The 24,379-nt window shown below is 58.2% G+C and carries 20 protein-coding genes; 6 read left to right on the plus strand and 14 right to left on the minus strand.

Annotation, left to right across the window (positions count from 1 at the left end; translation table 11 throughout):
- Positions 1-35 precede the first annotated feature (35 nt).
- The 3 genes from creC to rloA2 are packed head-to-tail and all read right to left on the minus strand — an operon-like array spanning position 36 to position 2,703.
- Complete coding sequence (creC, locus tag KDX37_RS17195; RefSeq protein WP_231653906.1) at positions 36-1,463, minus strand: two-component system sensor histidine kinase CreC; 1,428 nt, start codon at positions 1,461-1,463, stop codon at positions 36-38.
- Entirely contained in the window at positions 1,463-2,143 is a 681-nt protein-coding gene (creB, locus tag KDX37_RS17200; RefSeq protein ID WP_231653907.1) for a two-component system response regulator CreB, read from the minus strand. The genes creC and creB overlap by 1 nt, the downstream gene beginning before the upstream one ends.
- A gap of 59 nt (positions 2,144-2,202) precedes the next feature.
- Positions 2,203-2,703, minus strand: a complete 501-nt coding sequence (rloA2, locus tag KDX37_RS17205; protein WP_231653908.1) for a retropepsin-like aspartic peptidase RloA2 — start codon at positions 2,701-2,703, stop codon at positions 2,203-2,205.
- Positions 2,704-2,898: 195 nt separating this feature from the next.
- Here rloA2 and KDX37_RS17210 point away from each other — a divergent pair, with 195 nt between their 5' ends.
- Together KDX37_RS17210 and KDX37_RS17215 are read left to right on the plus strand one after the other, a co-directional pair.
- Entirely contained in the window at positions 2,899-3,792 is an 894-nt protein-coding gene (locus tag KDX37_RS17210) for an acyltransferase (protein ID WP_231653909.1), read from the plus strand.
- Positions 3,793-3,866: 74 nt separating this feature from the next.
- On the plus strand, positions 3,867-4,955 hold the full coding sequence (locus tag KDX37_RS17215; RefSeq protein WP_231653910.1) for an RHS repeat-associated core domain-containing protein: 1,089 nt from the start codon (positions 3,867-3,869) through the stop codon (positions 4,953-4,955).
- A gap of 179 nt (positions 4,956-5,134) precedes the next feature.
- On the opposite strand, the gene KDX37_RS17220 is transcribed toward KDX37_RS17215, so the two are convergent.
- Positions 5,135-5,701 carry a DUF2780 domain-containing protein gene (locus KDX37_RS17220; RefSeq protein WP_231653911.1) on the minus strand — a complete coding sequence of 189 codons (567 nt, stop codon included), beginning with the start codon at positions 5,699-5,701 and terminating at the stop codon, positions 5,135-5,137.
- A 219-nt stretch (positions 5,702-5,920) separates the two neighbouring features.
- Here KDX37_RS17220 and KDX37_RS17225 point away from each other — a divergent pair, with 219 nt between their 5' ends.
- Positions 5,921-7,015: an RHS repeat-associated core domain-containing protein gene (locus KDX37_RS17225; protein WP_231653912.1), complete on the plus strand. Its 1,095-nt coding sequence runs from the start codon at positions 5,921-5,923 to the stop codon at positions 7,013-7,015.
- Positions 7,016-7,236: 221 nt separating this feature from the next.
- Here KDX37_RS17225 and fdhA read toward each other — a convergent pair whose 3' ends face one another.
- The 7 genes from fdhA to glyA form a co-directional block, all read right to left on the minus strand.
- On the minus strand, positions 7,237-8,436 hold the full coding sequence (gene fdhA / locus KDX37_RS17230; RefSeq protein ID WP_231653913.1) for a formaldehyde dehydrogenase, glutathione-independent: 1,200 nt from the start codon (positions 8,434-8,436) through the stop codon (positions 7,237-7,239).
- A gap of 84 nt (positions 8,437-8,520) precedes the next feature.
- On the minus strand, positions 8,521-9,378 hold the full coding sequence (gene purU, locus KDX37_RS17235) for a formyltetrahydrofolate deformylase (RefSeq protein WP_231653914.1): 858 nt from the start codon (positions 9,376-9,378) through the stop codon (positions 8,521-8,523).
- Positions 9,379-9,493: 115 nt separating this feature from the next.
- On the minus strand, positions 9,494-10,126 hold the full coding sequence (locus tag KDX37_RS17240; protein WP_231653915.1) for a sarcosine oxidase subunit gamma: 633 nt from the start codon (positions 10,124-10,126) through the stop codon (positions 9,494-9,496).
- Positions 10,127-10,308: 182 nt separating this feature from the next.
- Complete coding sequence (locus KDX37_RS17245) at positions 10,309-13,329, minus strand: sarcosine oxidase subunit alpha (RefSeq protein WP_231653916.1); 3,021 nt, start codon at positions 13,327-13,329, stop codon at positions 10,309-10,311.
- Entirely contained in the window at positions 13,326-13,622 is a 297-nt protein-coding gene (locus tag KDX37_RS17250) for a sarcosine oxidase subunit delta (RefSeq protein ID WP_231653917.1), read from the minus strand. Before KDX37_RS17250 ends, KDX37_RS17245 begins: the two co-directional genes overlap by 4 nt.
- Positions 13,623-13,686: 64 nt before the next feature.
- A complete protein-coding gene (locus KDX37_RS17255) occupies positions 13,687-14,937 on the minus strand; it encodes a sarcosine oxidase subunit beta family protein (protein ID WP_002555602.1) in 1,251 nt (416 codons plus the stop codon).
- A gap of 17 nt (positions 14,938-14,954) precedes the next feature.
- Positions 14,955-16,208 (minus strand): serine hydroxymethyltransferase, encoded by a 1,254-nt coding sequence (gene glyA, locus KDX37_RS17260; RefSeq protein WP_231653918.1) that lies wholly within the window; start codon positions 16,206-16,208, stop codon positions 14,955-14,957.
- Positions 16,209-16,649: 441 nt separating this feature from the next.
- Between glyA and KDX37_RS17265 the strand changes: the two genes are divergently transcribed.
- Positions 16,650-17,369 (plus strand): hypothetical protein, encoded by a 720-nt coding sequence (locus tag KDX37_RS17265; RefSeq protein ID WP_231653919.1) that lies wholly within the window; start codon positions 16,650-16,652, stop codon positions 17,367-17,369.
- A gap of 11 nt (positions 17,370-17,380) precedes the next feature.
- On the opposite strand, the gene alaC is transcribed toward KDX37_RS17265, so the two are convergent.
- Together alaC and KDX37_RS17275 are read right to left on the minus strand one after the other, a co-directional pair.
- Positions 17,381-18,595, minus strand: coding sequence for an alanine transaminase (alaC, locus tag KDX37_RS17270; protein WP_231653920.1), 1,215 nt, complete (start codon positions 18,593-18,595; stop codon positions 17,381-17,383).
- 196 nt (positions 18,596-18,791) lie between these two features.
- On the minus strand, positions 18,792-19,538 hold the full coding sequence (locus tag KDX37_RS17275) for a TraX family protein (RefSeq protein WP_231653921.1): 747 nt from the start codon (positions 19,536-19,538) through the stop codon (positions 18,792-18,794).
- Positions 19,539-19,636: 98 nt separating this feature from the next.
- Here KDX37_RS17275 and KDX37_RS17280 point away from each other — a divergent pair, with 98 nt between their 5' ends.
- Complete coding sequence (locus KDX37_RS17280; RefSeq protein ID WP_231653922.1) at positions 19,637-20,677, plus strand: threonine aldolase family protein; 1,041 nt, start codon at positions 19,637-19,639, stop codon at positions 20,675-20,677.
- 43 nt (positions 20,678-20,720) lie between these two features.
- On the opposite strand, the gene gbcB is transcribed toward KDX37_RS17280, so the two are convergent.
- Positions 20,721-21,821: a glycine-betaine demethylase subunit GbcB gene (gene gbcB / locus KDX37_RS17285; RefSeq protein ID WP_231653923.1), complete on the minus strand. Its 1,101-nt coding sequence runs from the start codon at positions 21,819-21,821 to the stop codon at positions 20,721-20,723.
- Between the two features lie 308 nt (positions 21,822-22,129).
- Here gbcB and gbcA point away from each other — a divergent pair, with 308 nt between their 5' ends.
- A complete protein-coding gene (gene gbcA, locus KDX37_RS17290; RefSeq protein ID WP_231653924.1) occupies positions 22,130-23,428 on the plus strand; it encodes a glycine-betaine demethylase subunit GbcA in 1,299 nt (432 codons plus the stop codon).
- Positions 23,429-24,379: the final 951 nt, after the last annotated feature.

A 24,379-nucleotide genomic window follows, 5' to 3' on the forward strand; every position in this document is an offset into this window, starting at 1 on the left:
CGGAGGCAACTAACCACATCGCACACTGAAAAACCTTACCCTATGGCGGACAAAGTCACCCTCACCTCGACCCCTCCCTCGACATTCCCGATGTGCATTTCTCCGGCATGCAACTGCACGACTTCTTCCACGAAATTCAGGCCGAGCCCGGTGCTTTTCCGACCGCTGTCAGGACGTGGCAGGGAGTAGAAGCGCTCGCTCAGGCGTGGCAAGGCGTAGTCGGGAATCGGGGCGGCGTCGTTGTAGAGCGTGAAGCGGATCCGCTCACCCTCAGGCTTGGCCGTCAGACCAAGCCTGCCATCGACAGGAGTGAAGTCCAGTGCGTTATCGATCAGGTTCGCCAGCGCCTGACTCAGCAGAAAGCGTTCGCCCAGCAGTTGCAGACCGGGATCAATATGAATATCGATGCGTAAACCCTGCCGCTCGATGCGGGTAGTTCTGGCGGCCAACAGTTCATCGATCAGCTCCGCCAGCGCAATGGGAACCCGTTCTTCCAGGCCCTGGCGTTGCTCGACCATCGCCAGGTTGAGCAGACGTTCAATCAGGTGCTGCAAACGGGCGCTCTCGCCCTCGATATTGCTGACGAAACGCTGTCGCTGTTCGTGGGGCATCTCATCCTGCAATAGCTCGGCAGCGCCGCGAATGGCCGCCAGCGGGCTTTTCAGTTCGTGGGTCAGTGTATGCACGTAGCGTTCGACATAGGCTTTACCTTCAAGCTGCGTGCGCATGTGCTCGACCGCCGCAGACAGTTGCTCAAGCTCGCCACCTCGATAATGCGGCAGTTCGGCGCGGCGTCCTTCGCTGACCGCTTGGGCGTAGCCGGTCAGACGTCGCAAGGCCGAACCCAGCCACCACGAGAACAGCCCGCCCAGCAACAGGCCCAATACCGTCAGGCCTCCGCCGTACCAGAGCAATCGGCGCTCGGCACGATCAACATAGGGTTGCAACGAGCTGTTGGGTTTGGCGACAGTCACCACGCCAATGATCCTGCCATTGTCACGAATCGGCGCGCCCACGTGCATGACCGATGAATTCGGGTCGTCAGGGTCGCTGCGAGTCGAGCGCGCCCCGTATTCGCCATGCAATGTGAGGTAGACGTCGTTCCATTTCGAGTAATCCTGACCCACTGCCTGACCGGTGGAATCGAGCAATACGATGCCGTTCGCGTCTGTCACATAGATGCGGTTGTTGACCTGGCTTTTGGTCAGGCCCCAGATGGTAGCGCGAGGCTCTCGCATGCCGTAGGCCTTGAGCGCATCCGGCAGAGCACCCTGGTTCAACGTACCTTGGCGCACCTGATCACGCAGAATCTCGGCCAGCAGATTGGCGGTGTCGACCAGGGTTTCTTCGGTGGACTGACGTACGCCTGGGCGAACTTCCTTCATCACCGTGCTGAGCACGAAGTAACCCGTCAACGCGATGAACACCGCGTAGACCAGAAAGATCCGGATGCTCAGCGGCATCAGCTGTGGCCCGGACTGAAACTGTAACCCAGCCCGCGATGGGTCTGGATAGGCTCGGCATCGGCCGCCACGACACGCAGCTTGGCACGCACGCTCTTGATATGGCTGTCGATGCTGCGCTCATAACCGGCATCTGCCGCCACGCCCATCGCATCGAGCAACTGCTCGCGGCTGAACACCCGCTCGGGCTGAGACAGCAGGCATTGCAGCAGCCGGAATTCGTGACGGGTCAGGCTCAAGGGTTGGGCGCGATAGCTGATCTGAAAACGCTCAAGATCGACCGTGAATGGCTGGTTTTCCGAGACAGGTGCAGTACGCGGCTGCATACGCTTGAGAATCGCCCGGACTCGCGCCGCCACTTCTCGCGGGCTGAACGGTTTGACGACATAGTCATCAGCCCCGATCTCCAGCCCTACGACCCGGTCGATTTCGCCATCACGTGCACTCAGGAACATGACAGGCACTTCGCTGAAGCGCCGCAGTTGCTTGCACGTCTCGAAACCGGTGATGTCCGGCAGACCGATGTCCAGAATGATCAGGTCGGCAGGCGATACCCGCTGATGGTTGACGGCATCCTGCCCCAGGCTGAGCCATGACGTAGTGAAGCCCTCGCTTTGCAGCGCATAGACCAGCGTATCGGCAATCGCGGCTTCGTCTTCGACAATCAGAATGTGTGGCATGGCATCCGAGCGCTTGGTCAAAGAGCGAAACGTTGCGCGTTTTCAGTCCTCGGCGTCAATCAGCAATCCGGTTTGTCAGCGGTGTAACGGCGCGCCGGGTTGACGGCGGCATCGAACTCACGCAACGCCTTGGCCCCGATCAGCAGCGGATAGTTGAAATGGCTGCGATCCACAAGGTTCACTTCGACGGTGCGCTTCTTGTCGCCCAGGCACAGCTCCAGGTCCACCACCGGACGCTTTACCGGATCAATGACTTCATCATCGTCTTCGCCATCGGAACGGCCTTTGATCTTGCTGATCCGCGACACCTTGTGTTCGTAAACCTTGTTGTCGGCGTCCTTGGTTGCCAGGCGGAAGCGTACCCAGTCGTCTCCGTCACGCTTGAACAGCTCAATGTCCTTGGCAGACAGCGACGCCGTGAGCGCACCGGTGTCCATCTTGGCCTTGAAGGTCTGGCCCAGTTCCGCAACCTTGATGTTTTCATAACGGCCATACAGCGTCGGTTCAGCGGCCATGACAGGCAACGCCAGCAGAGACAACAGCGCCAGGATCGGTTTCACGTGTGGGGTTCCTCACAAGGGGCAGCGCCTGGGTTGACGCCGGTTTTTTAGACAACGAAGCTGCAGTTGGTTCGCCAGCCTCAACGTCGGGCCAGCATAATTACCGCTAAGTGAAACATTTGTAAGCACCTGTGTAATTGGCGTAAAACGCGATGATCTTTATTATTGGTCGCCCTGAACCGTCAAGAGTCTTTTATGCGCCGTGTGCTCACCGGCTGTTTTGTAGCCCTGCTCCTGCTGATCAACACCCTGGTGCTGATAGGCCCCCTGCTGATTTTTGCCTTGCTCAAACTGCTGTTTCGAGGCCGGATGCGCGATCGCTGCTCGCGAGCGGTCATGTGGATTGCGGAAACCTGGGCGGAAATCGACAAGCTCATTTTTGCGTCATGCATACCTACGCAATGGGACATTCGTGGCGACGAGGGCCTGCGCGGCGACACCTCGTATCTGGTGATCAGCAACCATCAAACGTGGGTCGATATTCCAGCGCTGATCCAGGCGCTCAATCGCCGTACACCGTTCTTCAAGTTCTTCCTGAAAAAGGAATTGATCTGGGTGCCGCTGCTGGGCCTCGCCTGGTGGGCGCTGGACTACCCGTTCATGAAGCGCTACACAAAAGCGTTTCTGGCCAAAAATCCTGAACTCAAAGGCAAGGACCTGGAGATCACCAAGGCCGCCTGCGAACTGTTCAAACGTCAGCCGGTGACCATCGTCAACTATCTGGAAGGCACACGTTTCACCCCTGCCAAGCATGCGGCACAGACCTCGCCCTACATCAGCCTGCTCAAGCCCAAGGCAGGCGGTGTTGCGTTCGTGCTCGCTGCGATGGGCGAACAGCTGGACGCGATTCTGGATGTGACAGTCGTGTACCCCGGCTCCGCTATTCCAGGTTTCTGGGACATGCTTTGTGGGCGCGTGCCGAAAGTGATCGTCGATATCAGGACGCGCCCCATGGACCCGGCGTTATGGCAGGGGGACTACGAGAACGATCCTGTGTTTCGCGAGAAAATCCAGGGCTGGGTCAACCAATTGTGGATCGAGAAGGATGCACGGATTGCGGCGTTGAGGCTTGAGGCCGCGCAGCGCTGACTAGCAGTTTCGACAGGTAGACGGCTTTTCGCGGGCGATTGAGACTGATCCCATCAGGACAGGAGAGCTCGACCGTGCTGCCGCCCAATCACACCTTGCTGAACACCTATCGTTATGACGCCCTGGACCGCCTGGCGAGCGTTTCCCTATCGGCCAATAACGTTGTGCGACACTTCTATCAAAAGAGTCGCCTCGCTATCCGGATTGAGGGTTCGATCAGATACAGGACCCTTCAAACAAACGAACACATGTTGGCTCAGTATCGCCTGGAAAATGGAGCGAGTGAGTGCGCGTTGCTGGCGACAGATCGGCAAGGTTCTGTTATTGCGGACCTGCTACAGAAAGTGTCCTACGCGCCCTACGGTGTCCGTCATCCAGCGGCTAATCCAGAGAACCTGCCAGGTTTTAATGGCCAGCCAATAGACAAGGTCACCGGTTACTATTTACTGGGGAACGGCTACAGAGCGTTCAATCCTGTACTCATGAGATTCAATAGTCCGGACAGCCTGGGGCCGTTTGAAAAAGCCGGCCTGAACGCCTATGCCTATTGCAAGGGAGACCCGATAAATTCCTTCGACCCGGATGGACACTTGTCTTTCCGTTCAGCCGGGCTGGTAATTAAAGCCATAGGAAGACTTAACGTAAAGAAAGTCGTATCTCAAACAGCCAATGTTCCGTCGCTGCTGCAGCGAAGCTTTAAATCATTCAGCGGTAACACACTAAGAAAACTGCAAAACACGGATTATCGCGCGATTATCACACAAGTAAATGAAAGGGTTGGGGCAGATCATGCGGCAGAATTTCTTTCCAAAGCAAAAGGAAGCTGGGCTGAGCGGACAGGCCAGGCGTTCTCGGGTCAAGGCCGAGGTTTTTTACCCCGTGAAGCGCTCCCCTTCGAAGCACATCACGGGAACTTCGAGTCCACGCTCGGAATAATCAAACACCTGCGACCAAAAAAACAGGAGCGTATCCTGATCAGCCAATTGGCAGACATGCGCACGTACCGGAATAGACCAACGGGATCGTATGACAGTGCAATTTACGACCTGGACAAAGATGCGCTTGAACAACTGGTGCAGGGCATGACCATACTCCGTAGAGAAACAGCAGCCGCTTCGCAACGCTATCATGTAGAGGCAATGAACGCTATCAGAGATATCTAGCGGGTTCGCGATAACGTATTGCTTCTTTGATAGCGATGAGCGGTTGAGCGCTGTTTCTATGAACATCAAACTCTGGCTGTTTACATAACCGAAACAATACAGCGTGGACCGGACAGCGTGCAGGCCCACTGCACACTGTTCGCACTTGAAGTCACTGCCAAATTAAGCAGGCTACGCGTTCAGCTACCCCCACCCCACACGCTACTCAGACTTTGCAACGCGGAGCCGCCCGCACCTTGTTGACCCAGGTATTGCAGGATCACCGGGACAAACTGGCTGACCATGCTGCTGTCCATGCCCAGCGCCTTGAAAGCGTTGTTCACGTCGCCCATGCTCTGCACGTTGCCCAAGGCACTGTTGAGCATCGAATTGTCGCCAGCCTTGCTCCCGCCCAGCAGCTTGCCAAGGCCATTTGCGCCGCCCAGGCTGTCGAGCGCCGAAGTACCGGACAGTTGCTCCAGACCAGGAACCGATTTAGCCAGTTGCGAGTAATCATTACCAGCCAGTTTGTTTTTGGCCAACCCCAGCAATGCGCCTGTCCCACCAACCGCCTGTTCCGGGGTCACGTTGAGCTGAGAACCCAGCGCGTTGAGCAGGCCAGCGGCTTCGGGCGCAGCGGTCGCTTTCTGATTACCGCCTGTTGCATTGGAAACCGCATTCGCTGCGTCATTCAGGTTGAAGGCAAATACCGGGCTTGCTGCCAGGCCCATCAACGTTGCCAGTGCCATCATGCGTGCAGTCTTCATTCGGTCAACCTCATCAAAACCTGAACCGCCCGATAGTGAGCGGTAAAACAGACGGTTTGACTGGGGGAGCGGTAGCTTGTTCCCGGTGGGGGGCAGAGCATAGGTGTTATTTCCTACCCTGACGTCGGATGACGTCGGAGCAGCAGAGGCGCCCGATGATCCGCCTGACAGTTCTAATAGCTAGGCAGCTCACTCAACCGGACACAGACTGAGCCATGAATGTCTGGCGTCGAGAAGGTGAATCCCATGACTCCCGTTGCGAGTGAGACACGCTGCCGTTATTACTACGACGCTCTCGATCGTCTGGCAGGCAGCGAAGTCGATAGTCAGGCCAGCGTACAGCGCTTCTATCAGAAAAATCGCCTCGCAACGCAGATCCAGGCGCAGACCCGACACAGGCTGTTGCACGCTGGTGAGTATCGGTTGGCGTTTCAACGAAAGCATGACGAAGGGTCGGAATGTGAGTTACTCGCGACAGACCAACAGGACTCGGTCATTGCAATACCGCAATCAGTCTTTTGCTATACGCCTTATGGTGGTCGTTACCCAAAGGGCAATCCCATGGACCTGCCAGGCTTCACGGGTCAACAGGCAGACCGGGTGACCGGGCATTATCCGCTGGGCAACGGGTACAGGGCATTCAATCCAGTGTTGATGAGGTTCAACAGCCCGGACAGTTTGAGTCCGTTTGGCGAGGGTGGTCTGAATGCGTATGCGTACTGCGTTGGAGATCCGATCAACCGGGTCGATCCCAGCGGCCATGGGTCCTTATTTTTTAGACTCCTGCGACAGATGGGGCTTAGACAAAAACGTCCTCTGCTTCAGGAATTCCCATCAACAATGAAGGGTTTGAAACTGAGTAATCACGTCAATCTGGGAGACAGCCTCAATGTCTACGATAACGTGGCCAAAAAAGGACAGCGGGAACTGTTGGTTCACGCCCACGGCATTCCGCCGGAATCAACAGGACATCCACAATTGAGCATGGGTGACGGAAAGGTTTCCCCAGAACTTCTTAATCATAAAATCAAGGAAAACAAAGGAAGTCTGGGCGGGTATGACACCATTCACCTTGTCGTCTGTCACTCTGCCAACGGCGGTGCAAATTCATTTGCGGCACAACTATCCGAACTCACCGGACTGCCGGTGAAAGGCTACAAAGGGAAAGTTATCTACCACAGTGTCTATGATATTGACAACGCACTCTCTGACGGCAATACACTCAGAGACATCGTTAAAAGAAACACCTTCCGTCAAGGGAGTGGCCTTTATAGAGATTTCGCCTATGAACCCGTCTGGCATTCCTACCTGTAAGGAAACCTTCACAGCGCTGAACGGGCCATTATGACTGCGCAAGGAAAAGGTGTTGTCTATCCACGAGGCCTTGCCGATAGGCTAGTAAAAAGGCTGGACGTTGAGCAACCCTGAAACATTCATCGAGTGTCTTGTTGCATGAGCGCGGCCGGAAAACTGACACGCTATAACCCGTAGTGCACGATCTAAAGTGGGCGGCGCCAGCCGCCCACTTATTACGATCACGCCGCACTGAACAACTTGTGCGGATCAATGACAAACTTCTTCGGCACACCCGCATCGAACTCGCCATAGCCACGTGGCGCGTCATCGAGACTGATGACTTCAACGCCCACAACGTCAGCGATCTTGATGCGGTCCCACATGATGGCCTGCATCAACTGGCGGTTGTACTTCATCACAGGCGTCTGGCCAGTGTGGAAGCTGTGGGATTTGGCCCAGCCCAGACCCAAGCGAATGCTCAGGCTGCCCATTTTGGCGGCTGCATCCACGGCGCCCGGATCTTCGGTGACGTACAGGCCAGGAATACCGATCTTGCCTGCCACTCGTACCACACCCATCAATGAGTTGAGTACGGTCGCTGGCGCTTCGGCTTGCGCGCCTGCATGGCCATGTCCACGCGCCTCGAAGCCTACGGCGTCAATCGCGCAATCCACTTCAGGCTCGCCCAGCAGGGCAGCGATCTGCTCATGCAGTGGTGTGTCCGTGGACAGGTCGGCAATTTCGAAGCCCTGCGACTTGGCATGGATCAGACGCGTCGGGTTGACGTCGCCGACAATCACCACCGCAGCACCCAGCAGCCGAGCCGAAGCCGCCGCTGCCAAGCCTACCGGCCCGGCACCAGCCACATACACGGTACTGCCCGGCCCGACACCTGCAGTCACGGCACCGTGATAGCCGGTTGGCAAGATGTCTGACAGGCAGGTCAGGTCGCGAATCTTTTCCATCGCGGCATCGCGATCAGGCAGTTTGAGCAGGTTGAAGTCGGCATAAGGCACCAGCACGTATTCCGCCTGACCGCCGACCCAGTCCCCCATGTCCACATAACCGTAAGCACCGCCGGGACGGGCCGGGTTGACCGTCAGGCAAACGCCGGTGTGCTGTTCCTTGCAACTGCGGCAACGGCCACATGCCACGTTGAACGGCACCGACACCAGATCGCCGACTTTCAGGTGTTCCACGTCACGACCGGCTTCGAGGACTTCACCGGTGATTTCATGACCGAGCACCAGGCCGGTCTGCGCCGTGGTACGGCCACGTACCATGTGCTGGTCCGAGCCGCAGATATTGGTGGATACCACGCGCAGGATCACGCCGTGTTCGATGCGCTTGCCGCGTGGATCTTCCATTTTAGGGAAGGGAATGGACTGGACTTCGACCTTGCCAGCGCCGAGATACACTACACCGCGATTACCAGACATACATGTCACCTCGCTTTTATTGTTAGGGAGCAGGGAAAAGCAGTTACTCACGGCAGGCGAAGCTCATCACCCGCAGCTTGATCGCTATAAGACAACTGTCCTGTTGGCGTTGAGGAACACACGCCGTTCAATGTGATAGCCCACCGCCCGAGCCAGTGTCAGCCCTTCGATGTCCCGGCCCTTGGCAATCAGGTCTTCGGGATAATGGCTGTGATCGACCACTTCGACGCCCTGGGCAATGATCGGGCCTTCGTCCAGATCATTGTTGATGTAGTGCGCCGTGGCGCCGACCAGTTTCACCCCCTTGTTGTAGGCCTGATGGTAGGGCTTGGCACCTTTGAAACCGGGCAACAGTGAGTGGTGAATGTTGATCGCCTTGCCGTCGAGTTTGCGGCACAGATCCGGCGACAGCACCTGCATGTAGCGGGCGAGGATCACCAGTTCGGCGCCAGACTCTTCGATCACCTGCCAGACCTTCGCTTCCTGTGCAGGCTTGTCGTTGGGATCAAGGGGGAAATGGTAGTACGCAATTCCGTGCCAGCCAGCCAAAGGTTCAAGATCAGGGTGATTGGACACCACAGCGACCACGTCCATGGACAGCTGGTTGATGCGCTGGCGATACAGCAAGTCATTCAGGCAGTGATCGGCCTTGGAGACCATGATCACCACTTTTGGACGGTAGTTCGGCGCTGTCAGCTCGAAGATCATGCCGAACGCTTCGCCACGCTCGCCGAGCCCAGCACGAAATGCCTGCTCATCGAAGCCCTCGGGCTGACGAAACTCCACACGGATGAAAAAACGCCCTGACAGGCGATCATCGAACGAATGGTGCTCGGTCACATAGCAGCCCTGCTCGAACAGAAAGCGGGTCACGGCATCTACCGTACCCAATACGCTTGGGCAGTCGGCAGTCAAAATCCATGTATCTGGGGCACGACTCATTAAGCGAACACTCCTGAATCCTTGATACCTGTCAGGTCTTCACCGACGCTGGCCGGCGTGGGTGGCAGCGGCGCGAACAGCGGCAGCGAAGACGCTGGATCAGGCTCCACTTGGCTCAGGCCTGGATACCCAGGCCATATTCGGCTGCCGCGTCCTGCAGCCACAGCCACCAGTAATCGGAGAAGCTGCGGCGAATCAGCAGTTCCCAGGTTTCCTCGCCCGTGCGGCGGATCACCAGTTGCGACTTGGCGAATACTGTGCCGACCGCTTTACCGACCGGGAAGTTGTCCGGGTGCACGTCGTAGCTGGTGGATTTCATCAGCACCTGACGCACTTTGGGACCCGTCAGCTCAAGGATCGACTGCCCCCCACTAACGTTGACGACCGCGATATGCAAGCCTGCCAGCGCTTCGCGCAGCTTCTGCTCGGCCGCCAGTTCTTCACCTGTTGGTACGATCAACAGCCACTCGTCAGGGCCGAGCCATTGCAGTGAGCTGTCGCCGCTGGTTACCAGTGTGAGTGCTGCGGGCAACTCCATGCCCAGCGCCTTGTGCACGCCTGCGGCAAAAGCCGGGTCGCGGCCATCACCGCGCAGGGTAAGGTGGCCCAGCAGTTTCTTTTCGCGCAGAAACACGCCCGGGTTGGCGCGCCCCTTCCCGACCAGACTGTCCAGACTGGCATGGAACAATGGCGACTCGGCTTTGACGTCGGCGCTCGGGCGCTGTGGGTAAACATTGACTGTGGTCATGGATCACCTGCTCTGAATTCTGTTGTACATGATCGTTTCGGCTCAGAACGCTCGTCACACACGTCTCGATCAATCCACCAAGCCCGCGTGGGAGCGAGCTTGTTCGCGAATCGTCCGTCCAGACTGGCAAGACAACTTGTCGCGGACCGCTCGACCGATCAGCCGTGTGCAAGAACAACCCATCACTCCACGTTCTGCTGTTCGCCCTTCGGATCGAAGAACACCGACGAAACAATCTCGGCTTCAATCACGCTACCGTCGGCCAGCGGCGCGAACACCCGCTCGCCCATGCGGCTCAGGCCGCCCTTGACCACGCCCATTGCAAACGAATATCCCAGCGAGTTGTGCGCATAGCTGGAGGTCACGTGACCGACCATGCTCATCGGAATCGCCTGCTTGGTATCGAACACCAGTTGCGCGCCTTCCGGCAGCCACTGCGTCGGGTCAACCGGCTTCAGCCCGACCAGTTGCTTGCGCTGCTCACGCACGCAATCTTCGCGGTTCATGCCGCGCCAGCCGATCCACGAGAAGGGTTTGGTACGCCCGACACACCAACCCATGTTCAGATCGTCCGGGGTCATCGAGCCATCGGTGTCCTGGCCGACAATGATGAAACCTTTCTCGGCGCGCAGGACGTGCATGGTCTCGGTACCGTACGGCGTCAGGTTGTAGGCCTTGCCCGCTTCGATGATCTTTTCCAACACGCCCATGGCGTAGTCAGCCTGAATGTTGACCTCGTACGACAGCTCGCCGGTGAAGGAGATGCGGAACACCCGTGCCGGTACGCCAGCGACCAGCCCTTCCTTCCAGGTCATGAACGGGAACGCTTCACGGCCCAGGTCGATATCGGTGACTTCGCTCAACAACTTGCGGCTGTTGGGCCCGGACAGCGTCAGGGTCGCCCAGTGATCCGTCACAGAAGTGAAGTACACCTTGAGGTCAGGCCATTCAGTCTGCTGATAGATTTCCAGCCATTGCAGAACGCGTGCTGCACCGCCGGTGGTGGTGGTCATCAGGAAGTGGTTGTCACCGATGCAGGCGGTCACGCCATCATCGAAGACCATGCCGTCTTCCTTGCACATCAGGCCATAGCGCGCCTTGCCCACGTCCAGCTTGGTCCAGGCGTTGGTGTAGATGCGGTTGAGAAATTCACGGGCGTCCGGCCCCTGAATATCGATTTTGCCCAGTGTCGAGGCGTCCAGCAGACCGACGCTCGCGCGCACCGCCTTGCATTCGCGTGCGACGGCGGCATGCAGGTCTTCGCCACCCTTGGGGAAGTACCACGGGCGTTTCCACTGACCGACGTCTTCGAATTCGGCGCCGTTCTTGATGTGCCAGGCATGCAGCGCAGTAAAGCGCACAGGCTCGAAGACGTGTTTGCAGTGACGGCCGGCAATCGCACCGAAGGTCACTGGCGTGTAGTTCGGGCGGAACATTGTGGTGCCCATCTCGGGGATGGAAACGTTCAGCGAACGGGCCGCGATGGCCAGACCATTGACGTTACCCAACTTGCCCTGATCGGTACCGAAGCCCAATGCGGTGTAGCGTTTGACGTGTTCGACCGACTCGAAACCCTCACGGGTCGCCAGCTCGATGGCGGCCGCGGTGACGTCGTTCTGCAGGTCGACGAATTGCTTCGGCGCACGGGCCGTGCCTTTTTCATGCGGCACCTGAAACAGCGCCAGCGTAGGCTCTTCAGCGCGACTCAATGCCTTGGGCATGACACCTTCGACGACTTTGAAGCCGGCTTCGCTGGCCGCACGAACCCCGCCCTCAAAGCCATCGGCGAGGCTGTCTGCCAGGCTGTAGACGCCATTGACGCCACCCACGCAGACGCGTTTCTGGGGTGCTTCGCCCGGTACGAAACCGAGAATATCTTCACGCCACACCGGCTTGCCGCCCAGGTGCGAAGCCAGGTGAACAATCGGGCTGTAGCCGCCGGAGCTGGCAACCAGGTCGCACTCCAGCCACTCGCCAGGGCTGGTGACGCTGTGTGCCTTGACGTCAATAGCGGCGACGCGCGCTGCTGTTACATGTTTGCTGCCACGCGCTTCGATCACCGCGCTGCCGGTGAGGATACGAATGCCTTTGGCACGCGCCTCTTCAACCAGCGGGCCGCGAGGGTTATGGCGTACGTCAGCAATCGCCACGACCTGCAGGCTGGCGTCCAGCCAATCCAGCGCCACGCGGTAAGCGTGGTCGTTATTGGTGGACAGCACCAGTTTCTTGCCCGGTGCAACGCCATAACGACGCACGTAAGTGGAAACCGCACCCGCCAGCATGTTGCCGGGCACATCGTTGTTGCCGTAGACCAACGGACGCTCATGCGTGCCGCTCGCCAGCACCACCCGCTTGGCGCGGACGCGGTGCATGCGTTGACGCACCATGCCGATCGGCGCGCGATCACCCAGGTGGTCGGTCAGACGCTCATGAATGGTCAGGAAGTTGTGGTCGTGATAGCCGTTTACAGTGGCACGCGGCAGCATGATCACGTTGCGCAGGCTTTTCAGCTCGGCCACTACCGTCGCGACCCACTCCGCTGCGGGTTTGCCATCCAGGCTTTCACGGCTGTCGAGCAGGCTGCCGCCGAACTCTTCCTGCTCGTCGGCGATGATCACGCGAGCACCGCTGCGCCCGGCCGCCAGTGCTGCGGCCAGACCGGCAGGACCTGCGCCGACGATCAGCACGTCACAGTGCTGATTCATCGCGTCATAGCTGTCCGGATCGTTCTCGGTCGGCGAACGGCCCAGGCCTGCTGCCTTGCGGATGTACTTCTCGTAGGTCATCCAGAACGATTGCGGGTACATGAAGGTTTTGTAGTAGAAACCGGGCGGCATCAGCTTGCCGCCGACCTTGCCGAGGATGCCCATCATGTCGTTGTTGACACTCGGCCAGCCGTTGGTGCTGGTCGCAACCAACCCCGGATACAGCGCCTGCTGAGTGGCACGCACATTGGGGATCTGAGTGGCTTCGGTCGCACCGATCTGCAATACCGCGTTTGGCTCCTCGGAGCCCGCTGCAAAGATGCCGCGTGGTCGGGAATACTTGAAGCTGCGGCCGATGATCTGGACACCATTTGCCAGCAAGGCAGACGCCAGCGAATCACCTTCAAAGCCCTGATAGGTCTGGCCGTTGAAGGTGAAGTTCAGGACCTTGCTGCGGTTGATGCGGCCGCCATTGGGCAGTCGATTGCTCTGGCTCATACCTTGTCTCCCTGGTCCGTGAACTGCGCCTTGGCACCAATCGGATAGGTTTCGAGAATTTCGTAAGTCACAGTGTTGCGCGTCATGTTGAAGTACTGGCGGCAACCGGCAGCGTGAATCCACAGCTCGTGATGAAGCCCCCGCGGGTTATCACGGAAAAACATGTAATCGCCCCACTGCTCGTCGGTGCAGGCACCGGGGTCCAGCGGACGCGGGATATGCGCCTGGCCGGCGGGGTGAAATTCCTCTTCGGAGCGCAGTTCGCCACAGTGAGGACAGAAGATGTGCAGCATGGGTATCTCTCCTTTCAAAGCCGCCTGAGAACGTCGCAAGCGCGACGGCTCTCAAGGGCTTTTTTTAGTGGGCGACGGCTGCGGCGCCGTGTTCATCGATCAGCGCACCGTTGTGGAAACGGTCGATGGAAAAAGGTTTGGCCAGCGGGTGCATCTCGCCTTTGGCCAGGCTTGCGGCAAACACGTTGCCCGAACCCGGTGTGGCCTTGAAGCCGCCTGTGCCCCAACCGCAGTTGAAGAACATGTTCGGCACCGGGGTCTTGGAGATGATCGGGCAGGCGTCCGGCGTGGTATCGACGATGCCGCCCCATTGGCGGTTCATGCGAACGCGGGACAGCACCGGGAACATCTCGACGATGGCCTGAATGGTGTGTTCGATGACCGGGTACGAACCACGCTGGCCGTAACCGACCCAGCTGTCGATACCCGCGCCGATCACCAGGTCGCCCTTGTCGGACTGGCTGATATAACCGTGCACGGCGTTGGACATGATCACGCTGTCGATAATCGGCTTGATCGGCTCGGACACCAGTGCTTGCAACGGATGGGATTCGATTGGCAGGCGGAAACCCGCGAGTTTGGCCATGTGCCCGGAGTTACCTGCGGTCACGACGCCGACTCGCTTGGCACCGATGAAACCCTTGTTGGTTTCGACACCGATGCACACGCCATTTTCCTTACGAAAACCGATCACTTCGGTCTGCTGAATCAGGTCCACGCCCAACGCGTCGGCAGCACGGGCAAAGCCCCAGGCCACGGCATCGTGACGGGCCACGCCGCCACGGCGCTGAACTGTCGCGCCGATGATCGGGTAGCGGGTGTTTTTCGAGCAGTCCAGGTACGGAATCTCTTCAGCGACCTGCTTGCCGTTGAGCAATTCGCCGTCCACACCGTTCAGGCGGTTGGCGCTGACACGACGCTCGGAGTCGCGCATGTCCTGCAGGGTGTGGCACAGGTTGTACACGCCACGCTGGGAGAACATGACGTTGTAATTCAGATCCTGTGACAGGCCTTCCCACAATTTCATCGCATGCTCGTACAGATGAGCCGACTCGTCCCAGAGGTAGTTGGAACGCACGATCGTGGTGTTACGGGCGGTATTGCCGCCGCCCAACCAGCCTTTCTCGACCACGGCGACGTTGGTGATGCCGTGTTCCTTGGCCAGATAGTAAGCCGTCGCCAAGCCATGCCCGCCGCCGCCGACGATCACGACGTCGTAGACCTTCTTGGGGGTAGGCGTGCGCCACATGCGCTGCCAGTTCTCGTGATGGCTGAGGGAGTGCTTGAGAAGGCCGAAGCCTGAGTAATGCTGCATGTAGGGCTACTCCTGACTCAGCGATAAACCGGAAAATCGGAACACAGTGCAGAAACCTGGCTTGCGACATTGGCCTCGACATCGGCATCGCCGAGGTTATCGAGGATGTCGCAGATCCAGCCCGCCAGCTCCACACACTGGGTGACCTTGAAACCGCGGCTGGTGACCGCCGGGGTGCCGATGCGCAGGCCAGACGTCACGAACGGCGATTGCGGATCGTTGGGCACCGAGTTCTTGTTGACGGTAATGTGCGCACGCCCCAGTGCAGCGTCGGCGTCTTTGCCGGTCAGGCCCTGACGGATCAGGCTGACCAGAAACAGATGGTTGTCGGTACCACCGGATACCACATCAAACCCCCGGTCGACGAACACTTGCGCCATCGCCTGAGCGTTATCGATCACTTGCTGCTGGTAGGCCTTGAAACCTGGCTCCATGGCTTCCTTGAAGCACACGGCCTTGGCCGCGATGACGTGCATCAGCGGGCCGCCCTGACCGCCAGGAAACACAGCGGAATTGAGCTTTTTCTCGAGTTCTTCATTGGCCTTCGCCAGGATCAGGCCGCCACGCGGACCGCGCAGGGTCTTGTGGGTTGTGGTGGTGACCACATCGGCGTACGGCAGCGGGTTCGGATACAGGCCTGCCGCAACCAGCCCGGCCACGTGCGCCATGTCGACGAACAGGTAAGCACCGACCTTGTCGGCGATCTCACGGAAACGCGGGAAATCCAGGGTTTTCGAATAAGCCGAAAAGCCGGCAATGATCATCTTGGGTTGCGATTCGACGGCGATGCGTTCGACTTCGTCGTAATCGATCAACCCGGTCGCGGTATCGATGCCGTACTGCACCGCATTGTAGAGCTTGCCCGAAAAGCTGACTTTGGCACCGTGAGTCAGGTGACCGCCATGCGCCAGGCTCATGCCCAGCACGGTATCGCCGGCTTGCAGCAACGCCAGATAAACAGCAGCGTTGGCCTGGCTGCCGGAGTGCGGCTGAACGTTGGCGTAACCTGCGCCGAACAGCTGCTTGGCGCGCTCGATAGCCAGTTGCTCGACCTTGTCGACGTGCTCGCATCCGCCGTAATAGCGCTTGCCCGGGTAGCCTTCGGCGTATTTGTTGGTCAGGCCACTGCCTTGGGCCTGCATCACGCGCTTGCTGGTGTAGTTCTCCGAGGCGATCAGCTCGATGTGGTCTTCCTGACGCTGCTCCTCGGCATTCATCGCCGCCAACAGTGCATCGTCATAACCCTGAATCTGGTCTTGCTTGCTGAACATCGCGGTTCTCCAGCGGCGGCGTGGCGCCTGAATGATCGACAGGACTTGTGGTTGTCCTTTGAAGCGATGGTAGGGCCGCCGCCGTCTGGCTAGATGCCTACGGACGCCACACAAAGGTGCGTTTACGACATGGAGTGACGGGGAGGGATATTTGCAGGGTCAGACATGGCGATCACAGGAGCGAGCTCGCCGGAAATACTGATGTATCCGGCGCGTTCCATGAGTTGACACACTGCCTGCGCAAACAATCTGCAGGCCCGCAATGGGCCTTCGAGGCCGGGGTTTTACTGCAGAAATGTCGCAATCAGGCAGATTTCAGCGTCCCGTACGCATCAGACGATGAGCATGGAAACTGTCAACTTTGGCAGTACACAGCCTGAGTAAACGGGGTTATTTTGACCCCACAAATTGAGCATCACCCGTGACAGGAAGGAGCCCATCATGGTTGCCATTGCAAGATCGCATACCCTGACACCCGCGCTATGGAGAGCGCTGATGCTGAAAAAAACTCATCGAGCGCCCGCCACCGAACCGCTGCTTTTCCTCTCTCAGGGGGTGCTTCATGATGCAGTCGAGCTGGGCCTGGTCACGCTCAGAACCATTCAGGAACTGCCCACGCTGGAGGCGCTGGTTACCGCCTTCATTGAAGGCTCGGACACCACGCTCACCGCCACCATTTCAATAGAGCAGGCCAGGCTTTACGCAACCACGCAAGACATCATCCATCAGAATGGCGCCTACAATTCCGTGATATTCAAGGTCGTGTCTTATCAGGATGAAGAGGTTGTGTCCGACCTCTACTTATGGGAAGTGCCTCCCGCCACCGCACCACAGGCCGACGAATCCGACTTGCCCCTTTATCTGCCGAAGGGCTCGACTTTTTATCCAGACCCTTCCCTGCAAGACATCGTGATGGACCGAACCATCCGCATCTCAGCAGACCATCAGGCCACAATCAGCATTCGTACCGTTGAAGGGGGAAGTTACTCAACAACCGTTCCGCAAGCTGAGGCGGCGCGATGTGCAGTACCGGGCGACTATTATGTAGCCAGCGGTTCAGACGAGCTGTCCGTCGTATACGGCGTAACCGCCCAGTCCGAACCTGTGCTGACACCCGTCATCAAGGTGACGCCGTTGCCAGCGCCACCGCCTGCGCCGTAAGGCTCGAAGGGTCAGCTTTTTTGCGCGACCATCCCGTCAGCCCGGAACATGCCGCGAACGCCGCGCACGGCCTGACGGATACGGTCCTGGTTCTCGATCAGTGCGAAACGCACATGATCGTCACCATACTCGCCAAAACCGATACCTGGCGAAACGCAGACCTTGGCTTCAGCCAGCAGCTTCTTGGCGAACTCCAGCGAGCCCAGGTGCGCGTAGGCTTCGGGAATCTTCGCCCAGACGTACATGGACGCTTTCGGGTTTTCGACCATCCAGCCCAGTTCATGCAGACCTTTGACCAGTACATTGCGGCGCTGGCGATATTGCTCGGCGATGTCGAGCACGCATTGCTGATCGCCTTCCAGCGCAGCGATGGCAGCAACCTGCAATGGCGTGAAAGTGCCGTAGTCGTGATAGCTCTTGATCCTCGCCAGCGCATTGACCAGTTCCGGATTACCGACCATGAAGCCGATCCGCCAGCCCGCCATGTTGTAGCTTTTGGAAAGGGTGAAGAACTCCACCGCAATGTCCTTCGCGCCCGGCACCTGCATGATCGAAGGAGCTTTCCAGCCGTCGTAAACGATGTCGGCATACGCCAGATCGTGAATCACCAGCACGTCGTACTGCTTGGCCAGCGCGACAACGCGCTCGAAGAAATCCAGTTCCACACATTGCGCGGTCGGGTTGGATGGAAAGCCGAGAATCATCATTTTCGGCTTGGGGATCGAGCCACGAATGGCTTTTTCCAGCTCCGCGAAGAAATCCACACCCGGCACCAGTGGCACCGACCGCACCTGGGCGCCGGCAATCACGGCACCGTAAATGTGAATCGGGTAACTGGGGTTGGGCACCAGCACGGTATCGCCTTGATCGAGCGTGGCCAGCATCAGGTGCGCCAGGCCCTCTTTCGAACCGATGGTGACAATGGCCTCGCTTTCCGGGTCGATATCGACTTCGTAGCGCTTCTTGTACCAGTTGGAAATGGCCCGACGCAGGCGTGGGATACCGCGTGAGGTTGAATAGCCATGGGTGTCTTCGCGCTGGGCGACAGTGACCAGTTTCTCGACAATATGCGGCGGCGTAGCCCCGTCGGGGTTGCCCATGCTCAAGTCGATAATGTCTTCACCACGACGCCGCGCAGCCATTTTCAGCTCGGCAGTGATATTGAAGACGTAAGGGGGGAGTCGATCTATACGCGCAAAGCGGCGCGGCAAACCTTGGTCAGCCATGAGTATCTCGCAGACGTAAGCGCCCGGAACCGTCCGAGCGACGTTGGCCACATGAGGCGGCCTGCTGCGGAAGATAAATGCGCTGATGGCGTTTTGTCTACAACGATTTGCGAAGCACCCGCTGTCAGGTCCATAACCTCGTGAGAGGGCACTTCACAAAGCTTTTGCGAGCAAGCTCGCACTGGGCGGACTTGCATCACATCACTCGCAACAACTCACGCAGCACCAGCAGCATCAAGAAGTGGACAGGGTAGATCGCGTAAGCCCATCGCCGCATGGGCACGACCGCAAAGTCTGGTTTGCTGCGCAACAGGGCCATGCCCAGCCAGGGCGCGATCAGGCAGACGATCATCGAGGCAATCGAAATCGGATCGCCCCACGCGGCTCCAGCGAACATCTCGGGCCAGGCGTTACCTGCCAGGCAAAAAGCTGCAGGGAACATCGAAAACCACAACGATCGGTTCAACACCAATACCATCACAAGCGGCAGCAGCACACCGGGAAAACCGAACATCAGGTGCTGCTGAAAAACGGCCGCAGCCAGCAAGGCACCGATGCCCAAAATGCGCGTCGCTACCGTGCGATGTTGCCAGGCCTGAGCGACCAGCAGCCCCAGCACGAGGGTCGGCATCACGTTCAGCACGGTGGCATCGGCCATGAACAGCCGATAAGGGATTTCCGACAGCGCCGCAAACGCCAACAGCCAGCCCAGATAACGCCATTGCACACGCGGACTGACCAGCGCAGCGCTGCGACGCGAGAGGTTGACTGCAATGGCCAGGCAGAACCATGGAAAAGCCAGACGCCCAGGCACATACAGAACGTTGACCGACCAGCCTACGTAGCGCAGATGGTCAAGCACCATGCTCAGCATCGCCAGCCACTTGAGCAGGTCCAGCGCCTTGTTGCGTCCCGGCAGATAAGGCGGGTTGGAAAGGTCCATATCACTCCTGACTGTAGAAACCGGCGATGCAGGCAACACATGACCGTATTCCCATTGTTCGCTACAGTGCGCACCATAACGCCCAAAAGGAATCGGCCATGACAGACCAAAGCCAACAGTTCGCCAGCGACAACTATTCCGGTATCTGCCCTGAAGCATGGGCAGCCATGGAACAGGCGAACAAGGGGCATCAACGTGCATACGGCGACGATCAATGGACTGCACGCGCGTCGGATGATTTCCGCCGATTGTTCGAAACAGATTGCGAAGTCTTCTTTGCGTTCAACGGAACAGCCGCCAATTCGCTTGCCCTGTCGTCACTGTGCCAGAGTTACCACAGTGTCATCTGCTCGGAAACCGCCCACGTCGAAACCGACGAATGCGGCGCCCCTGAGTTTTTCTCCAACGGCTCCAAACTGCTCACGGCCCGCAGCGCAGGCGGCAAGTTGACCCCTGAAGCGATTCGCGAAGTCGCGCTCAAGCGTCAGGACATTCACTACCCCAAACCACGCGTCGTGACTCTGACCCAAGCCACGGAAGTTGGCGGCGTCTACCAGCCAGAAGAGCTCAAGGCGATCAGTGCCACCTGCAAGGAACTGGGCCTGCATCTGCACATGGACGGCGCGCGTTTCTCCAATGCGTGTGCGTTCCTGGACTGCTCCCCGGCCGAGCTGACCTGGAAGTCCGGTGTCGATGTGTTGTGTTTTGGCGGCACTAAAAACGGCATGGCCGTCGGTGAAGCCATTCTGTTCTTCAACCATGACTTGGCCGAGGACTTTGACTATCGCTGCAAGCAGGCCGGGCAACTTGCCTCGAAAATGCGCTTCCTGTCGGCCCCGTGGGTAGGCCTGCTGGAAAACGACGCCTGGCTCAAGCACGCTCGTCACGCCAACCACTGCGCGCAGTTGCTGGCTGATCTGGTCAAGGATATTCCAGGCGTGGAGCTGATGTTCCCGGTCGAGGCCAACGGCGTCTTCTTGCAACTTTCAGAGCCGGCAATTGCTGCGCTGACCGCCAGGGGCTGGCGCTTTTACACCTTCATCGGCAACGGCGGTGCACGCTTCATGTGCTCATGGGACACCGAAGAAGACCGTGTTCGTGAGCTGGCAGCAGACATTTGCCTCGTGATGCAGGGCTGATCGATGCTGATGCGCCCAGGGCAAAACGCCCTGGGCACTGCCCTCAATACTCGATTCGCACATCACCTTTCGGCACGCTGCAGCACGACAGAATGTAACCCTCGGCGACGTCCTCGTCAGTGATGCCGCCGTTGTGCTCCATCTCCACCTCGCCGCTGAGCTTCATTACCTTGCAGGTGCCGCAAATGCCCATGCCGCAGGCCTTGGGGATCATCAGGCCGAGCTTGGCAGCGGCTGCATGGACCGTCTCGCCTGGCCCGACACGAATGCTCTTGCCGGTATCGCTGAATTCAACCTGATGCAGGTCTGCTGCATCAATGTCAGGAGCATCTGCGGCAATCTCGGCCTGCTCGACCGCATCGGCACGCGCTTCAGGCGGCGTCGCGCCAAACGACTCTTCGTGATACTGCGCCATATTGAAGCCGTTTTCCTGAAGCAGGCGCTTCACGGCATTCATGTAAGGCGTCGGCCCGCAACAGAACACTTCACGGTCCATGAAGTCCGGCGCCATCAACTCGAGCATCTTCTGGTTCAGGTAGCCGCGATAACCCGCCCATGGCTCACCCAGCCCGTGTTTTTCACAGACCAGGTGCAGGCTGAAGTTATCGATTCGCGACGCCATATGCTCCAGCTCGCGGTGATAGATGATGTCCTTGGGCGACCTTGCGCTGTGCACGAACACCATGTCGACGTTGGCGTTGGTGTCGTAGAACCAGCGCGCCATCGACATTACTGGCGTGATACCCACGCCGCCGCTCAGGTAAAGAATTTTGGGGTTGGGAAAGTCGATGGCGTTGAACAGGCCCACTGGTCCGTGTACTGCCAGTTCCTGCCCTTCATGCAAAGTATCGTGCAGGTAGTTGGACACCCTGCCGCCCGGCACGCGCTTGACGGTGATCGAAAAGCTGTACGGCACCGACGGCGAGCTGGAGATCGTGTAGGAGCGCATGATCGGCACGCCGTCGATTTCCAGCTCCAAAGTCACGAACTGCCCTGGCTTGAAAAAGAACAGAATCGGCTGGTCAGCCATGAAGCAAAAGGTGCGCACGTCCCAGGTTTCCTGGATGACTTTGACGACACGAACCAGGTGACGTCCGTTGGCCCATGTCTGGGTGGTGACCGGGCTGAGGAAACTTTGGGACATACTTATCTCCACGGCCGAATATCGGCCTCTTATGGTGCGAATTCTGCGTAACGCGCGACACCGTCACTTATCCATCAACGACATTCACGTACTTACCGCAACCAGCCCCGGTAGCCAAGGCGTTTCGCGTCGGGAACGGATTCGGCCATGTCGCCCATGGATAAGGTTCGCGGATCGCCGACCTCCACACTCGTCATCAAGGGTTATAAGCAAGGGCGACGGATCTATCGTCTTGCGTGCAACGCGACAACAACCGTATCAGCCACATTCGCAGGCCGCCTCAGATGCGGTCATGAGGGAATTTAACGATGGACGTCACCGCAACCTTGAGCCTGGGCGACCCGCTGGAACCTGCACGCAAAGCCACCGCCGAGATGCTGCAGAATCGCGAGCGCACCTATTCGCTGCCGCAGCCTTTCTACAGTGATGAGCGCCTGTTTGAAATCGACATGCAGGAAATTTTCCACAAGGAATGGTTGATCGCCGGCATGACCTGCGAGATCCCGACCAAGGGCAACTTCCTGACGTTGCAGATCGGTAAGAATCCGATTCTTGTGGTGCGTGGTCCGGACGGTGTGGTCAATGCCTTTCACAACGTGTGCCGCCATCGCGGCTCGCGTCTGTGCACAGCTGAAAAAGGCAAGGTGGCCAAACTGGTCTGCCACTACCACCAGTGGACCTACGAGCTGGACGGCCGCCTGCTGTACGCGGGTACCGAGATGGGCGACGACTTCGACATGAAGCAGTTCGGCCTCAAGCCTGTGCACGTCAAAACCGCGGGCGGCTACATTTTCATCAGCCTGGCGGAAAACCCGCCGGCCATCGACGCGTTCCTGTCGACGCTCAAGCACTACATGGAACCCTACGACATGGAAAACACCAAGGTGGCGGTGCAAACCACCTTGATGGAAAAGGCCAACTGGAAACTGGTGCTGGAAAACAACCGCGAGTGCTACCACTGCGGCGGTTCGCATCCCGAACTCCTCAAGACCTTGCTGGAATGGGACGACGTGACCGACCCACGTGCGGATCAGGCATTCAAGGACCACGTCGCCGCCTCGGCTGCTGCCTGGGACGCCGAGAAGATCCCGTACGCTCATGCAAGCTTCGGTCTGCGTAACCGCATCGTGCGCATGCCGCTGCTCAAGGGCACCGTTTCCATGACCCTGGACGGCAAGGTCGGCTGCAAGAAGCTGATGGGGCGCATCCAGAACCCGGACCTGGGCTCAATGCGCATTCTGCACTTGCCTCACTCCTGGAACCACTGCATGGGCGATCACATCATCGTGTTCACCGTGTGGCCGATCAGCGCGCAGGAAACCATGGTCACCACCAAATGGATCGTCCACAAGGACGCTGTTGAAGGTGTCGACTACGACGTCGAACGCATGCGCCAAGTGTGGGACGCGACCAACGACCAGGATCGTCGCCTGGCGGAAGAAAACCAGCGCGGCATCAACTCCAGCGCCTACCAGCCCGGTCCGTACTCGAAAACCTACGAATTCGGCGTGGTCAACTTCGTCGACTGGTACAGCGCCCGTATGCTGGAAAACCTCGGTGCCGAACCTGCTCCATACCTCAAGGGCGTGGCGGTGAATCACGAGTAAGAATGTAAGGGGTCTTCGACTACCTGGCTGTAGAACATAATCAGAGGGGCGGCAGCTCACTACACTGCCGCTACTCTGAACTATAAGCAGACACCAGCAACGATCACGTCTATCTGACTTCCTGTTTTCCGACCCAAGCCGCCCCCCCTCTGAAAGCTCTCATGCCATGCTGCACGCAGCAAGGCTGATCGACTGCCGAGCTGACAGGCCCAATATGTAGGTCTGTCCAGGCCCGATACGCCTTCACAAGTTAAGCGCTCGACCTAATCCCCCACGACAACGATAAATCTCGTATAAAAACCGTCCCTCACGCTTGCAACGCAAAGAATGTTCCTACAAGACTATCAGAAGCGAATAGCGAAATCGAACTACCCCAACACTAAATACAATGTTATTAATAACAAGAATGACAACACCTGTAACACGGCAATTTTTAATCCCAAACTACCCGATACATACTCTCACACGCCAGAAAAACCATAGACCGTACCTGCAGACTCTTTAATGCAACAACTGAAAGCGTTCCGCTCATCGACTGCCCAGCTAATATCTGTAGCGTTTGATGAGCACGCATTGCGCGAAACCCTTGACTCACTATACTTATTCACACTGGAACGGAAACCAGCACAGGGGCAACTGCCGCCCCCACTCAACGGAAGGAAAGTTTGTCGACAGGATTCCCGAATCTCAAAGAGGGTGGAATCCACAACAGTATCGACGGCACGGTAAGCGATCTGGCCGACAGGTAATGTACAACAAGCGACTTACTTGAAACTCGAGCGAGAACGGGATTGCGGGTAAGTCGCTACCGTGCATGGTTTGAACCGCGAAGTTCGTGGACTTGCCCCTACCAAACCGGACACCAACTCCCCGTTAAATTGATGCTGCTGCCAAGCGCCTAAATTCTCTTGGCGACCGGTATTTCAAAGCGCTGTGCGGATGCTGCTCGTT

It is taken from the genome of Pseudomonas californiensis, from assembly GCF_021147775.1.
Lineage (GTDB): Bacteria > Pseudomonadota > Gammaproteobacteria > Pseudomonadales > Pseudomonadaceae > Aquipseudomonas > Aquipseudomonas californiensis.

What these genes read in the sequence shown, in the direction of transcription:
- creC (WP_231653906.1), bottom strand. Translation starts at nt 1,463, where the DNA reads ATGCCGCTGAGCATCCGGATCTTTCTGGTCTACGCGGTGTTCATCGCG.
- creB (WP_231653907.1), bottom strand. Translation starts at nt 2,143, where the DNA reads ATGCCACACATTCTGATTGTCGAAGACGAAGCCGCGATTGCCGATACG.
- KDX37_RS17210 (WP_231653909.1), top strand. Translation starts at nt 2,899, where the DNA reads ATGCGCCGTGTGCTCACCGGCTGTTTTGTAGCCCTGCTCCTGCTGATC.
- KDX37_RS17220 (WP_231653911.1), bottom strand. Translation starts at nt 5,701, where the DNA reads ATGAAGACTGCACGCATGATGGCACTGGCAACGTTGATGGGCCTGGCA.
- KDX37_RS17225 (WP_231653912.1), top strand. Translation starts at nt 5,921, where the DNA reads ATGTCTGGCGTCGAGAAGGTGAATCCCATGACTCCCGTTGCGAGTGAG.
- fdhA (WP_231653913.1), bottom strand. Translation starts at nt 8,436, where the DNA reads ATGTCTGGTAATCGCGGTGTAGTGTATCTCGGCGCTGGCAAGGTCGAA.
- purU (WP_231653914.1), bottom strand. Translation starts at nt 9,378, where the DNA reads ATGAGTCGTGCCCCAGATACATGGATTTTGACTGCCGACTGCCCAAGC.
- KDX37_RS17240 (WP_231653915.1), bottom strand. Translation starts at nt 10,126, where the DNA reads ATGACCACAGTCAATGTTTACCCACAGCGCCCGAGCGCCGACGTCAAA.
- KDX37_RS17245 (WP_231653916.1), bottom strand. Translation starts at nt 13,329, where the DNA reads ATGAGCCAGAGCAATCGACTGCCCAATGGCGGCCGCATCAACCGCAGC.
- KDX37_RS17250 (WP_231653917.1), bottom strand. Translation starts at nt 13,622, where the DNA reads ATGCTGCACATCTTCTGTCCTCACTGTGGCGAACTGCGCTCCGAAGAG.
- KDX37_RS17255 (WP_002555602.1), bottom strand. Translation starts at nt 14,937, where the DNA reads ATGCAGCATTACTCAGGCTTCGGCCTTCTCAAGCACTCCCTCAGCCAT.
- glyA (WP_231653918.1), bottom strand. Translation starts at nt 16,208, where the DNA reads ATGTTCAGCAAGCAAGACCAGATTCAGGGTTATGACGATGCACTGTTG.
- KDX37_RS17265 (WP_231653919.1), top strand. Translation starts at nt 16,650, where the DNA reads ATGGTTGCCATTGCAAGATCGCATACCCTGACACCCGCGCTATGGAGA.
- alaC (WP_231653920.1), bottom strand. Translation starts at nt 18,595, where the DNA reads ATGGCTGACCAAGGTTTGCCGCGCCGCTTTGCGCGTATAGATCGACTC.
- KDX37_RS17275 (WP_231653921.1), bottom strand. Translation starts at nt 19,538, where the DNA reads ATGGACCTTTCCAACCCGCCTTATCTGCCGGGACGCAACAAGGCGCTG.
- KDX37_RS17280 (WP_231653922.1), top strand. Translation starts at nt 19,637, where the DNA reads ATGACAGACCAAAGCCAACAGTTCGCCAGCGACAACTATTCCGGTATC.
- gbcB (WP_231653923.1), bottom strand. Translation starts at nt 21,821, where the DNA reads ATGTCCCAAAGTTTCCTCAGCCCGGTCACCACCCAGACATGGGCCAAC.
- gbcA (WP_231653924.1), top strand. Translation starts at nt 22,130, where the DNA reads ATGGACGTCACCGCAACCTTGAGCCTGGGCGACCCGCTGGAACCTGCA.